This window comes from Janthinobacterium sp. NKUCC08_JDC, assembly GCF_019345575.1.
In the GTDB taxonomy this organism is placed as follows: Bacteria; Pseudomonadota; Gammaproteobacteria; order Burkholderiales; family Burkholderiaceae_D; genus Janthinobacterium; species Janthinobacterium aestuarii.
On record NZ_JAHKQW010000001.1, the window covers coordinates 1,050,988 to 1,063,911 of the forward strand.

11 protein-coding genes are annotated in these 12,924 nt (G+C 64.6%); 7 read left to right on the plus strand and 4 right to left on the minus strand.

Annotated features, from left to right (window positions below):
- Positions 1 to 20 precede the first annotated feature (20 nt).
- From KO538_RS04855 to KO538_RS04875, 5 genes are read left to right on the plus strand one after another with little or no spacing between them, the layout of a single operon-like run.
- On the plus strand, positions 21 to 1,172 hold the full coding sequence (locus tag KO538_RS04855; RefSeq protein ID WP_034750836.1) for an AAA family ATPase: 1,152 nt from the start codon (positions 21 to 23) through the stop codon (positions 1,170 to 1,172).
- Positions 1,173 to 1,199: 27 nt separating this feature from the next.
- The gene (locus tag KO538_RS04860) at positions 1,200 to 2,567 is read left to right on the plus strand and encodes a CpaF family protein (protein WP_034750845.1); all 1,368 of its coding nucleotides are present in this window, start codon (positions 1,200 to 1,202) and stop codon (positions 2,565 to 2,567) included.
- A gap of 10 nt (positions 2,568 to 2,577) precedes the next feature.
- Positions 2,578 to 3,552: a type II secretion system F family protein gene (locus KO538_RS04865; RefSeq protein ID WP_219327607.1), complete on the plus strand. Its 975-nt coding sequence runs from the start codon at positions 2,578 to 2,580 to the stop codon at positions 3,550 to 3,552.
- Positions 3,553 to 3,571: 19 nt separating this feature from the next.
- Complete coding sequence (locus KO538_RS04870) at positions 3,572 to 4,519, plus strand: type II secretion system F family protein (RefSeq protein WP_219327608.1); 948 nt, start codon at positions 3,572 to 3,574, stop codon at positions 4,517 to 4,519.
- A gap of 13 nt (positions 4,520 to 4,532) precedes the next feature.
- A complete protein-coding gene (locus KO538_RS04875) occupies positions 4,533 to 5,549 on the plus strand; it encodes a LytR C-terminal domain-containing protein (RefSeq protein ID WP_219327609.1) in 1,017 nt (338 codons plus the stop codon).
- 8 nt (positions 5,550 to 5,557) lie between these two features.
- On the opposite strand, the gene KO538_RS04880 is transcribed toward KO538_RS04875, so the two are convergent.
- The 3 genes from KO538_RS04880 to edd form a co-directional block, all read right to left on the minus strand.
- Positions 5,558 to 6,079 carry a hypothetical protein gene (locus KO538_RS04880; RefSeq protein WP_034750855.1) on the minus strand — a complete coding sequence of 174 codons (522 nt, stop codon included), beginning with the start codon at positions 6,077 to 6,079 and terminating at the stop codon, positions 5,558 to 5,560.
- Between the two features lie 181 nt (positions 6,080 to 6,260).
- A complete protein-coding gene (locus KO538_RS04885) occupies positions 6,261 to 6,890 on the minus strand; it encodes a bifunctional 4-hydroxy-2-oxoglutarate aldolase/2-dehydro-3-deoxy-phosphogluconate aldolase (protein WP_128142236.1) in 630 nt (209 codons plus the stop codon).
- A 3-nt stretch (positions 6,891 to 6,893) separates the two neighbouring features.
- Complete coding sequence (gene edd / locus KO538_RS04890; RefSeq protein WP_072455326.1) at positions 6,894 to 8,807, minus strand: phosphogluconate dehydratase; 1,914 nt, start codon at positions 8,805 to 8,807, stop codon at positions 6,894 to 6,896.
- A gap of 334 nt (positions 8,808 to 9,141) precedes the next feature.
- Here edd and pgi point away from each other — a divergent pair, with 334 nt between their 5' ends.
- Together pgi and KO538_RS04900 are read left to right on the plus strand one after the other, a co-directional pair.
- On the plus strand, positions 9,142 to 10,806 hold the full coding sequence (pgi, locus tag KO538_RS04895) for a glucose-6-phosphate isomerase (protein ID WP_219327610.1): 1,665 nt from the start codon (positions 9,142 to 9,144) through the stop codon (positions 10,804 to 10,806).
- Positions 10,807 to 10,820: 14 nt separating this feature from the next.
- Positions 10,821 to 11,717 (plus strand): SMP-30/gluconolactonase/LRE family protein, encoded by an 897-nt coding sequence (locus KO538_RS04900; protein ID WP_219327611.1) that lies wholly within the window; start codon positions 10,821 to 10,823, stop codon positions 11,715 to 11,717.
- A gap of 239 nt (positions 11,718 to 11,956) precedes the next feature.
- Here the strand turns inward: KO538_RS04900 and KO538_RS04905 are convergent, their stop codons facing one another.
- The gene (locus KO538_RS04905; protein ID WP_034750860.1) at positions 11,957 to 12,910 is read right to left on the minus strand and encodes a chemotaxis protein; all 954 of its coding nucleotides are present in this window, start codon (positions 12,908 to 12,910) and stop codon (positions 11,957 to 11,959) included.
- Positions 12,911 to 12,924 lie beyond the last annotated feature (14 nt).

Below are 12,924 nucleotides of genomic sequence, written 5' to 3' on the forward strand. Positions count from 1 at the left end.
CTTTTACCGGGGAGTACCAAGTGAATATCGTCATCGTCTCGAAGAATGAAGCCCAGCTCAAACGGCTGACCCGCTTGCTGCGCGAACGCAGCACGGCCGACCGCGTGACCCTGCTGGCGAGCATACCCGATGTATTCGACAACGGCGTCACGCCGGACTTGCTGCTGCTGGAGCAGGAGCAGACGGGCGAGGCGGAGCTGGAACAGCTCGAGCTGCTGGGCGGACGCCATCCGAGCCTGGCCATCATCGTGCAATGCCCGCAGCAAAGTCCGCAATTCCTGCTGCGCTCGATGCGCGCCGGCGTGCGCGAAGTGCTGCAGCCGGACGACGACGCGGCCCTGTGCGCCGCCTTGCGCCGCATCGAGGAAAAACTGCAGAAGCAGGTCACGCGCAAGGGCCAGGTGCTGGCCTTCGTCTCATGCAAGGGCGGCAGCGGCGCCACCTTCATCGCCGCCAACCTCGGCTACGCGCTGGCCGCCGGCGAACAGCGCAAGGTGGCGCTGTTCGACCTGAACCTGCAGTTCGGCGACGCCGCCCTGTTCGTCTCGGACCACAAGCCGGCCACCACCCTGTCGCAGCTGTCGCAGCAGATCGTGCGCCTCGACGCCTCGCTGCTGAGCGCCAGCATGATCCAGATCACGCCCGCCTACAGCGTGCTGGCCGCCGCCGACGACCCGGCCCACGCGGCCGACGTCGAAGCCGACCATATCGACCGTTTGCTGACCCTGGCGCGCAGCCAGTACGACTACATCCTGCTCGACGTGGGGCGCGGCCTCGATCCCGTCAGCGTGCGCGCGCTGGACCGGGCCGACCTGATCTTCCCCGTGCTGCAGGCAACGTTGCCGTATGTGCGCGACGGCAAGCGCCTGCTCGACGTGTTCCGCGGCCTCGGCTACCGCGAAGACAAGATCCGCCTGATCCTGAACCGCTATGCGAGCAGCGACAGCATCCGCGTGGCCGACCTGGAAGCGGCATATGGCAAGCACGTCTACAAATCCATCCCCAACCACTACGAAGCGGTGGCGGCCTCAGTGAGCCAGGGCGTGCCCATCCTCAAGCTGACGCCGCACAACGCCGTCTCGCGCGCCCTGCAGGAGCTGGCCGCCAGCATGGCCGGCGAAACCCCGCCCGCCGCGCAAGGCTGGGTTTCGCGGCTGCTGGCGCGCGCTTGATCCCCCTACATTTACCGGAGACCGATCATGACTGTCGAAAAACTCACCCTGCGGGACCGCCTGGGCTATGCCCAGGACGACGCCAGCCTGAATGACGATGCCGCGCACCAGGGCGCATCGAGCCAGAGCTACCAGCAGCTCAAGCACCGCACCCACCAGGCGCTGCTCGACCGCGTCGACCTGGAAGGCATGCAGCGCCTGTCGCGCGAACAGATCCGCGAAGAGCTGAAAATCCTCGTCAGCGACGTGCTCACGGAAGACAATGTGGTGATCAACGAGCTGGAACGGCGCTCGCTGATCCGCGACATCCAGGACGAGGTGCTCGGCTTCGGCCCGCTCGAACCGCTGCTGGCCGATCCCGGCGTCTCCGATATCCTCGTCAACACCTACCGCCAGGTGTATGTCGAGCGCCATGGCCGCCTTGAGCTGAGCGACGTCTGCTTCACCGACGATGCGCATTTGATGAAAATCATCGACAAGATCGTCTCGCGCGTGGGCCGCCGCATCGACGAATCGAGTCCCATGGTCGATGCGCGCCTGCCCGACGGTTCGCGCGTCAACGCCATCATCCCGCCGCTGGCCATCGACGGCCCCGTGATGTCGATCCGGCGCTTTTCAGCCCAGCCCCTGCGCCTGGCCGACCTGCTGCTCAAGCACAGCCTCACGGAGGAAATGAGCACCACGCTGCAGGCGCTGGGGAAGGCCAAGGTCAACATTCTGATCTCGGGCGGCACGGGCAGCGGCAAGACCACGATGCTCAATGCGATTTCCGGCTTCATCAGCACGGCCGAGCGCATCGTCACCATCGAGGACGCGGCCGAACTGCAGATGCAGCAGCCGCACGTGGTGCGCCTGGAAACGCGCCCGCCGAATATCGAGGGCAAGGGCGAAGTGACGCAGCGGGCGCTGGTGCGCAACGCGCTGCGCATGCGCCCCGACCGCATCATCCTGGGCGAGGTGCGCGGCGCCGAGGCGCTCGACATGCTGGGCGCCATGAACACGGGCCATGAAGGCTCGATGGCCACCATCCACGCGAACACCCCGCGCGACGCGCTGACGCGGCTGGAAAACATGATCAGCATGGCCTCCGCGGCCCTGCCCGTGAAAGCCATGCGCCAGCAGATCAGTTCAGCAATCAGCGTGGTGGTGCAGGTGTCGCGCCTGACGGACGGCAAGCGCAAGGTCACGTCGATCCAGGAAATCACGGGCATGGAAGGCGAGATGATCACCATGCAGGAAATCTTCACCTTCCGCCAGACGGGCATCGGCGAGGACGGCACGGTGCAGGGGCATTTCCATGCCAGCGGCGTGCGGCCGCGCTTCCTCGAACGCCTGCGCGCCTTCGGCATCAGCCTGCCGGAAACCCTGTTCGATCCCGCCCGCCAGTACCATTAAGGGGAGCATCATGGACTATCTCTATTACGTATTCGCCATCCTCACCTTCATCGCCGTGGTACTGCTGATCGAGGGCGTGTACCTGGCGTGGAATACCTCGCGCGGCCCGGAAGCGGAAAGGGTCGCGCGCCGCCTGCGCATCATGTCGGCCGGCGCGCATGGCGACGCGGGCAGTTCGATGATCAAGAAACGCCTGCTGAGCGACACCCCGTCCCTGCAGCGCGTGCTGCTCAGCGTGCCCCGCGTGCATGCGCTCGACCGCCTGCTGGAACAGTCGGGCCTGAGCTGGAGCGTGGCCAGTTTCGCCGGCGTGATGCTGGCCTCGGCCGGCGCCGCGTTTTTGCTGCTCAGCTACTTCAGCGTGCCGTGGCTGCTGCTCCTGCCGCTGGTGGCCGGCGCGGCCCTGCTGCCGCTGCTGGTGGTCCTGCGCGCCAAGGCCAAGCGCCTGCAGCGCATCGAACAGCAATTGCCCGATGCGCTGGACCTGATGGCGCGCGCCCTGCGCGCCGGCCACGCCTTCCCCACCGCCCTGAAGATGGTCGGCGATGAAATGAACGCGCCGCTGGCCGTGGAATTTCGCGCCACCTTCGATGAAGTCAATTTCGGCATCGCCATGCAGGATGCGCTGATGAACCTGGCCACGCGCGTGCCCAGCACGGACTTGCGCTACTTCGTCATCGCCGTGCTGATCCAGCGCGAAACGGGCGGCAACCTGGCCGAGCTGCTCGACAGCATCAGCCGCATCATCCGCGAGCGCATCAAGCTGCTGGGACAGGTGCGCGTGCTGTCGGCCGAAGGCAAGCTGTCGGCCTGGATTTTGTCGCTGCTGCCTTTCGGCGCGGCGGCCATGATCCAGCTGACCAATCCGCAATTCCTGGAAATGCTGTTCGTCGATCCAGGCGGACGCAAGATGCTCGCCGGCGCACTGGTGATGATGGTGTGCGGCATCCTGGTCATGCGCAATATCATCCGCATCCGTGTCTGAGCCCGCAAGGAGAATCCTCATGAATCCCGTCCATTTCGCCTTTCTCGCCCTGCTCTTCATCGCCGTCTTCGGCACCGTGCTGGTGGCCATGCGCAGCTTTGCCCCCGATCCCCTGCGCCAGCGCATGGACAACGCCACCGGCAAGAGCGCGGCCGCGCCTGGCGCCTCCGCGCCCAGCCCCTGGCTGGCGCGCATGGTGCGCCTGAGCGGCCCGCTGGCCAAGCTGTCGCTGCCCGACCAGGGCTGGGAAGGCTCCGTGATGCGCCGGCGCTTCATGAATGCCGGCCTGCGCCAGGTATCGGCGCCCATCCTGTTCTTTTCCGCCAAGACCATGCTGGCCATCGGCCTGCCGCTGCTGCTGTTCCTGGGACTGAGCGCGTCAGGCAGCCAGATGGCGGGCAAAGCTCTCTTGTTCTGGCTGCTGATCGTGGCCGCCATCGGCTACTACCTGCCCAATATCGTGCTGGCGCAAATGATCAAGCGGCGCCAGCGCGATATCTTCGAAAGCTTTCCCGATGCGCTGGACTTGATGACGGTGTGCGTGGAAGCGGGCCTGGCCATGGATGCGGCGCTGGCCAGGGTGGCGGCCGAAATCGCCCTGAAAAGCGCCGTGCTGGCCGAGGAATTGCACCTGGTGATGCTGGAACTGCGCGCCGGCAACACCAAGGAACGGGCGCTGCGCAACCTGGCCCTGCGCACGGGGGTCGAGGATGTCGACGCGCTGGTGGCCATGCTGATCCAGGCCGAGCGCTTCGGCACCAGCATCGCCGCCTCGCTGCGCGTGCAGTCGGACCAGCTGCGCACGAAGCGCCGCCAGCTGGCCGAGGAAGAAGCGGCGAAGATCGCCCTCAAGCTGCTGTTCCCGCTGATCTTTTTCATCTTCCCTTCGCTGCTGGTCGTCCTGATGGGACCAGCCTTCCTGCAAATCTACCGCGTGCTCCTGCCCAGCATGGGCAGCGGCAGCTGACCGGAGAACCGCCATGTCACAGCACACCACCCTGATGCTTATGTTCGCCTGCACCGGCCTGTTGCCCGCCTGCGGCCACCTGCCCGGTCCGGCCACTCAGAGCAACCATGCTGCGCCGCCCCAGGCGCGCATCGACGACAGCCCCGCCACCCGCAGCGCCGCTTTCTGCAAGCTGGGCAAGCGCATGCAGGAACTGGGCGACCCGCGCGCGGCGATGGCAGCGTACAGCGAAGCCCTGCTATTGACGCCCGACTCGGCCGACGCGCGCAATGGCGCCGCCGTGCTGCACGCGCAGCTGGGCCAGCTGGAAACGGCGCGCAGCATGCTGCAGGCGCTGGCGCAAGAGGCGCCGACGGCGAGGACCTACAACAACCTCGGCTACGTGCTGTACCTGCAGGGAGACTATGCCCAGGCGGCCAGCGTGCTGCGCCAGTCGCTGCAGCTCGACAACGGCCAGCAGCCGGCGCGCGCCAATCTGGATCTCACCATCGCGGCGCTGGCGCGCAGCATCAGCACGGTCGATGCCACCGCGGAGACCATCGCGCCCGACCTGGCCCCGGCGCCAACGCCAGCGGCGCCGGCCAGCCGCCTGCAGCTGACGCAATCGCAGCCGAATATCTTCACGCTGAGCTGGCGCGACACTCCCGTGGCGGCGCACGCCGCCTTGCCAGCGCCGGCAAAACAGGTGGCACCGGTGGCAACCCTGCCACGGCTGGAAGTCATCAACGGCAATGGCGCAACGGGGATGGCGGCGCGCATGCGCGGCATGCTGGGCGGCATGGGCATCAGCGTGCTGCGGCTGGGCAACCAGCGGCCGTACGGCGTCCAGGCCAGCAGCATCGTCTACCGCCCCGGTCACGCCGAGGCAGCGGCCGCCCTGGCCCTGGCCTTGGGCGGCATGCCGCAGCTGCAGGCGGCGGACGACGGCGGCGTGGGCGCGGGCGCCGACCTGCGTATCTTGCTGGGCAAGGATGCGCCGGCCAGCCTGCGCGCGCCGGACGTGCGCCTGGCATCGAACCTGGCGCAGTAACGGTGAAATCAGCGCGGCAGCAGGCGCCGGTCGGCGGGATTGATCAGGAAGCCTTGCAGGATATCCTGCAGCTGCGGCAGCTTGGCCACGTAGGCAGGAATGCCCAGCTGGCGCGCGCCGAAGTAGTGGGCGATGATGTCGCCCTGCTGCTCCATGTTGAAGTCGGACAGGACGCCGCCCGCTTGCGCATCGTAGCGGTAGGCGCGCTGGCCGATGTAGCCGCCGCGCAGCGCCAGCAGCACGCCATGCAGCAGCACGCTGTAGCCAAGCTGGTACTGCCACACGTGCACCATTTCGTGGATGAAGAACAGCTTGCCGCTGTTGCCTTCGCGCGAGAAATCGTCGCGGTACTGGGCCGGCATGAAGTGCAGGCTGCCGCGCGGCGTCATCGCCGTGTTCTGATCCTGCAAGCCGAACGGTAGAAAGGAGCCGCGCACGACGCGCACGCGCGCGTAGTCGATGGCGCCCTGGAAGACGCTGCGGGCCATGGCGGTTTCGCCGATGGTGAGGGGGCGGCGCAAGACGCGCATGGCACTCCGTCAGAAGAAAGAAGCGGCAAGCATGGGAGCTTGCCGAGTACTATAACTGCAAGTACCTGACAGAAGCGTAGCGAGCGGCAGCGATTTGTGGCTAAGAAGCGCAACCGTACTCTAGTACGGTGAGCATCGCAGGCCGCAAAGCGCGACGCGCAGTAGCTTATGTCAGGTACGACTAGGCGGAGCGCAGGCCGCTGGCAGCTTTGGCGATTTCCGTGATGCGGTCCCAGTTGCCGGCCGCGATCGCGTCTTTTGGCGTCAGCCACGAACCGCCCACGCAGGCGACGTTTTTCAGCGCCAGGAACTGCGACGCCGTCTCTTGCGAAATACCACCGGTCGGGCAGAACGTCACGTCCGGCAGCGGGCCGTAGATGGCGTTGAGCATGCCGATGCCGCCGGCCGGCACGGCCGGGAACAGTTTCAGCTGCTGGAAGCCGTTTTCACGCGCCGCCATCACTTCGCCCGGCGTCATCACGCCTGGCAGCAAGGGCAAGCCGCTGCTTTTCGCCGCCGCCACCAGGGCCGACGTCAGGCCTGGCGACACGCCGAAGACGGCGCCCGCATCGCGCGCCTGCACGAATTCCTCGGGACGCGTCAAGGTGCCCACGCCGACGATGGCGCCCGGTACTTCCGACATGGCGCGGATCGCTTCCAGGCCATGCTTGGTGCGCAAGGTTACTTCCAGCACGCGGATGCCACCCGCCACCAGCGCGCGCGCCAGCGGTACGGCGTGTTCAGGATCGTCGATCGCAATCACGGGGATCACGCTCGATGTGCGCATAATTTCCAGTAGTGTCATGGTCATCTCTTATTTCCTAGCCAAAAAGTCTTCATCGGAACCCGGTACGGTATCACCGACATTGTCGGCGTCGTGCAAGGCGACGGTGGTGGGAATCGGCGACGGCAGGCCGAAGGTGGTGGCACCTTCTTCCGCCGCGCTGACGGTGGAACGGAACATGGAAAACAGCTCGCGGCCCATGCCGATGTGATTCGGCGACAGGTCGGCGGTAACCAGCGAACGCGCGTGCCAGACGTCGGCCGGCACCAGCGCCTCAAGCACGCCGGTAAAGGCGTCGAGACGGATGATGTCGCCGTCGCGCACGAGGCCCAGCGGGCCGCCGGCGAGAATCTCTGGCGACACGTGGATGGCGGCCGGCACCTTGCCCGACGCGCCCGACATGCGGCCATCGGTAACGAGCGCCACGTGGCGGCCCGCATCCTGCAGATTGGCCAGCGCCGGCGTCAGCGCATGCAGTTCCGGCATGCCGTTGGCGCGCGGGCCCTGGAAGCGCAGCACGGCGACAAAGTCGCGGTCCAGCGATCCCGCCTTGTAGGCGGCCATGAATTCTTCCTGCGAATTGAACACGAGGGCAGGCGCTTCGACCGTGCGGTGCTCCGGCTTGACGGCCGAGACCTTCATCACGGCGCGGCCCAGGTTACCTGCGACCAGGACCATGCCGCCGTCCGGTGCGAACGGATTCGAGGCCGGGCGCAGCACGTTTTCGTCGGCGCTGGCGGCTGGAGCATCTTTCCAGAAGACCTTGCCGTCTTCGCCGAGGAACGGCTCCATGCAGTGCGCGCGCAAGCCGTGGCCCAGGATGGTGTTGACGTCTTCGTGCAGCAAGCCCGCGTCCAGCAATTCGCGGATCAAATAACCGGTGCCGCCGGCCGCGTGGAAATGGTTCACGTCGGCGTCGCCGTTCGGGTAGATGCGCGTGAGCATCGGCACGATGGCCGACAGTTCATTGAAATCGTTCCAGTCGATGACGATGCCGGCCGCCTTGGCGATTGCCACCAGGTGCAAGGTATGGTTGGTCGAACCGCCCGTGGCCAGCAAGCCCACGACGGCGTTGACGATACATTTTTCGTCGACGATATGGCCAACCGGCAAATAGCTGGCGCTTTGCGCCGTGATGGCGGCGGCGCGCTGGGAGGCGGCCACAGTCAGCGCATCGCGCAGCGGCGTGTTCGGCGTGATGAAGGCGGCGCCCGGCATGTGCAGGCCCATCACTTCCATCAGCATCTGGTTGCTGTTCGCCGTGCCGTAGAAGGTACAGGTGCCGGCGCCATGGTAGGCTTTCGATTCGCCTTCGAGCAAGTCTTCACGCGTGGCCTTGCCTTGCGCATACAACTGGCGCACCTGGGCTTTTTCCTTGTTCGACAGGCCCGACGTCATCGGGCCGGCCGGCACGAAGACGGCTGGCAAGTGGCCGAAGTGCAGCGCGCCGATCAACAGGCCCGGCACGATCTTGTCGCACACGCCCAGGTACAGGGCGGCGTCGAACATATTGTGCGACAGCGCCACGGCCGTCGACATGGCGATGGTGTCGCGCGAAAACAGCGACAGTTCCATGCCCGGCTGGCCTTGCGTCACGCCATCGCACATGGCAGGCACGCCGCCGGCGAACTGGGCGACAGCGCCCACTTCGCGCACGGCTTGCTTGATGATCTGCGGGAAGCCTTCGAAAGGCTGGTGCGCCGACAGCATGTCGTTGTACGAGGAAACGATGGCCACGGACGGCTTCTTGTATTCCTTCAGCGATAGCTTGTCGTTGGCGGGAAAGGCGGCAAAGCCGTGCGCCAGGTTGGTGCACGACAGGGCGCCGCGCTGCACGCCCTGGATGCGGGCCGCATCCAGATGCGCCAGGTAGGCGCCGCGCGATGGCCGGCTGCGCGCGATGATGCGCGCTGTTACGGATTCGACTACTGGATGCAGCGCCATATGGATTTCCTTAAAAATGAGTATTTCGTGAAATTTTACTACAAAATGCTAAAGAAGAAGCACTCTTGCATGGGCCAGCAACACAAATAAGCGACAGATTGCGGCGTATCAAGGCAAACCCGGGCAATATCGCGTAGCCGCGCCTGTCAACGTGGCTCTTATATGTCACGCGTGCCATCGCTAAAAAAAGCACAACAAAATCCGCTTCGCGTCACAAACTGTAGTGAAATTACGTTTTTCTGATGTATTATTCTCATACCAATGCCGGATCCGCTGTTCGCCACGACGAACGCGCCGCGCTCCTTTCAACCGACAAGCACCCAAGCCGACCGCCATGCGCCAGCCAGCACCTACTCCTGCCATCACCGCCACCGCCAGTTTCCAGTCCCTGCAAGCGCATAGCGCCAGCCTGCGCGACGTGCATCTGCGCCAGCTGTTCGCGGCCGACCCCGCCCGCTTTTCCAGCATGACCGTCGATGCGGCCGGCCTGCTGCTCGATTACTCGAAAAACAGGGTCGACGCCACCACCATGGCGCTGCTGATGGACCTGGCCCGCGAGCGCGGCGTGGAAGCGCAGCGCGAAGCCATGTTCACTGGCGAGAAAATCAATCTTACCGAACATCGGGCCGTTCTGCATACGGCTTTGCGCGCGCCACGCGGCACCAAGCTGGTCGTCGATGGCCAGGATATCGATGCCGACGTGCAAGATGTGCTGCAACGCGTCAAGGCATTTACAGACAAGGTGCGCAATGGCAGCTGGCTCGGCTACACGGGCAAGCCAATTTGCGACATCGTCAACATCGGCATCGGCGGCTCGGACCTGGGCCCAAAAATGGCGTGCCTGGCCCTGCGCTCCTACGCCAACCCGGGCCTGGAAATGCACTTTGTTTCCAACGTCGACGGTCACGACATGGAAGCGACCTTGTCCAAAGTCGATCCGGAAACGACGCTGTTCATCGTGGCATCGAAAACTTTTGTTACTGCTGAAACCATGCTCAACGCCAACACGGCGCGCGCCTGGTTCCTGCTCGAAGGCGAAGAAAAGGATCTGGCCCAGCATTTTGTGGCCGTCTCGACCAATACGCAAGCCATCGTCGACTTCGGCATTTCGCCGGACAATATGTTCCCGTTCTGGGACTGGGTCGGCGGCCGCTATTCCGTCTGGTCGTCGATCGGCCTGGCCGTGGCCCTGTCCGTCGGCTTTGAATACTTCAGCGATTTCCTCGCCGGCGCGCATGCAATGGACCAGCATTTCCGCCAGGCGCCGCTGGAACAGAACATGCCCGTCGTGCTGGCCATGGTCGGTTTCTGGAACCGCCAGTTCCTCGACTGCGGCTCCGTTTCCATCGCGCCGTATCACCAGGACTTGAGCCGCTTTGCCGCCTATTTGCAACAGCTGGACATGGAAAGCAACGGCAAGCGCGTCACCAAGGATGGCCAGCCCGTCGGCGTGCCGACCGGTCCCGTCATCTGGGGCGATTGCGGCACGAATGCGCAGCACGCGTATTTCCAGCTGCTGCACCAGGGCACGGACATCACGCCCATCGATTTCATCGCCGCCCTGCGTGCCACGCACGACTTGCCGGGCCACCACGACGCCTTGCTGGCCAACTGCTTCGCCCAGTCGGAAGCCTTCATGACGGGCAAGACGGGCGAGGAAGTACGCCTTGATTTGCAGGCGCAAGGCTTGCCGGAAAGCGAGATCGAAGCGCTGGTGCCGCACAAGACTTTCCCCGGCAACCGCCCCAGCAACACCATCCTGATGGACCAGCTGACCCCGACCACTCTGGGCGCCCTGATCGCGCTGTACGAACACAAGACCTTCGTGCAGGGCGTCTTGTGGGACGTCAACAGTTTCGACCAGTGGGGCGTGGAATTGGGCAAGGTGCTGGCCAAGAAAATCCAGGCCGAACTGACGGGCGAAGCCCGTCCCGACCACCACGACAGCTCGACCAATGGCTTGATTGCCTTGGCGAAAGCCGCCAAGGCGGCGTACTAACTTAATTGAGGTTTATGAATATTTACGAAATCAAAGTAGTGAGCGACAAGCCCATGCAAGTGGGCGAATGCCCGCTATGGCATGGCAAGGAAGCGGCCCTGTACTGGGTCGATATCGATGGCCGCGCCGTGCACCGCTTGCACCCGGCCAGCGGCAAGCATGAGCAATGGAATATGCCGACGGAACCGTCGGCGCTGGCCATCAATGCGGGCGGCGGCCTGATCGTGGCCTTGCGCAGCGGTTTCGCCCACCTCGACACAAAGACGGGCAGCCTGGCGGAAATCGCCCCGGCGCCGTTCGACATGAGCACCACGCGCTTCAACGATGGCAAGGTCGATCCGGCAGGCCGTTTCTGGGTCGGCACGATTTTCGAGCCGCGCAGCGCCGACGCGGCGGAAATGTTCGTGCTGGACAAGGGACAAGTACGCAAGGTCTGGTCGGGCGGCATGACCGTGTCGAACGGCCTGGGTTTCAGCCCGGACAAGCGCACCATGTACCATTCGGATACCACCACGCACCGCATCGACCGCTTCGATTTCGATGCGGCCACGGGTGCCATTTCCGAGCCACAACCGTTCCAGCGTTTCTCCACGGACAAGAAAGCGTTTGATTACGGCGGGCGCCCCGATGGCGCGGCCGTCGACAGCGAAGGCAATTACTGGTCGGCCATGTTTGAAGGCGGCAAGATCTTGCGCTTCGCCCCCGATGGCCATCTGTTGGGCGAAATCACCGTTCCCGTGCGCTGCCCCACCATGGTGACATTCGGCGGCCCCGACCTGCGCACCCTGTACATCACCAGCGCCAGCCACAACCGCTCCGCCGCCGAAATCGCCGACTACCCGTTGACGGGCCACGTGCTGTCCGTGCGCGTGGACGTGGCGGGCCAGCCGGAAACAGCTTACCAGGCGTAATCCGACACCATTGTTGACCGTGGCGGCGTCGATTACGCGCAGCGTCGCTGCGCCAATCCGACCTACCGGACTGCCACGTGCCCAGAGGCGTGGCGGACCAGCCGTAATCGTTTGCCAGCAAGAAAAAGCGCCGGCACCCGCGAGGGTCCGGCGCTTTTTCTTGCGCAACGGCGTAGGTCGGATTAGCGGGACGAAGGCCCGCGTAATCCGACAACAGTGTTGACCATGGCCGCGCCGGATTACCGCGACAATACCTTGCGGATCGTCTCGGCCAATTCAGCCGCCACAAACTTCGCCACATAGCCATCGGCGCCCACGCCCTTGACGTGGTCTTCGTTGGTCGAGCCCGTCAGCGACGAGTGGATCACCACGGGGATGTTGGAGAAACGGCCATCGTTCTTGATGTTGCGCGTCAAGGTAAAACCATCCATTTCCGGCATTTCCAGGTCGGTCAGCACCAGCGCGACCTTGTCTTTCGCCGTCTTGCCTTCGGTGGCCGCCTGGGCCGAGATGGCCTGCAGGCGTTCCCACGCTTCCTTGCCCGTCTTGGTCATGATGAAAGGCACGCCCATCGCTTCGAGGCCTTTTTCGATCAGCGAGCGGGCCAGCGAGGAATCGTCGGCCGCAAGGATCACGGCGCCGGCCGGCAAGCGCACTTGCGGGCCGATGCTGTTCTCGTCCACGTCCGGGTCGCCCGACGGCAGCACGTTACGCAGGATTTGCTCCACGTCCAGCACTTGCGCCAGGCGCGTCTTGTCCGTATCGCCATCGAGGCGGGCGATGCTGGTGACGAGGCCGCCACCGACGCTCGACTCGGCCGACAGCACCTGATTCCATTCCAGGCGCACGATTTCGTCGACCTCTTCCACGGCAAACGCCTGTGTCGAGCGGGCAAATTCGGTCACCATCAGGATCTTCAAGCCGCTGCTCTTGCAGCCGACGGCCATTGGCAAGTCGATCACGGGCACGATCTGGCCACGGATATTGACCACGCCCAGCATGTGCGGGTGCGAACCGGCCACCGCCGTGATGGCCGGCATTTCCATGATTTCACGGACTTTGAACACATTGATGCCGAACAGTTCGCGGCTGGTCGAGTGATCACTGGTACCGAGCTTGAACAGGAACAGTTCGAATTTGTTATTGCCTGTCAGGCTGGTGCGTTCATCGACATCTTGCTGCATTGAATTCATTGTGTCCCCTTGAG

Bases quoted from the DNA above. Each gene is read 5' to 3' on its own strand.
- KO538_RS04900 (WP_219327611.1), top strand. From the start codon at position 10,821: ATGAATATTTACGAAATCAAAGTAGTGAGCGACAAGCCCATGCAAGTG.
- KO538_RS04870 (WP_219327608.1), top strand. From the start codon at position 3,572: ATGAATCCCGTCCATTTCGCCTTTCTCGCCCTGCTCTTCATCGCCGTC.
- KO538_RS04875 (WP_219327609.1), top strand. From the start codon at position 4,533: ATGTCACAGCACACCACCCTGATGCTTATGTTCGCCTGCACCGGCCTG.
- pgi (WP_219327610.1), top strand. From the start codon at position 9,142: ATGCGCCAGCCAGCACCTACTCCTGCCATCACCGCCACCGCCAGTTTC.
- KO538_RS04905 (WP_034750860.1), bottom strand. From the start codon at position 12,910: ATGAATTCAATGCAGCAAGATGTCGATGAACGCACCAGCCTGACAGGC.
- edd (WP_072455326.1), bottom strand. From the start codon at position 8,807: ATGGCGCTGCATCCAGTAGTCGAATCCGTAACAGCGCGCATCATCGCG.
- KO538_RS04885 (WP_128142236.1), bottom strand. From the start codon at position 6,890: ATGACCATGACACTACTGGAAATTATGCGCACATCGAGCGTGATCCCC.
- KO538_RS04880 (WP_034750855.1), bottom strand. From the start codon at position 6,079: ATGCGCGTCTTGCGCCGCCCCCTCACCATCGGCGAAACCGCCATGGCC.
- KO538_RS04865 (WP_219327607.1), top strand. From the start codon at position 2,578: ATGGACTATCTCTATTACGTATTCGCCATCCTCACCTTCATCGCCGTG.
- KO538_RS04860 (WP_034750845.1), top strand. From the start codon at position 1,200: ATGACTGTCGAAAAACTCACCCTGCGGGACCGCCTGGGCTATGCCCAG.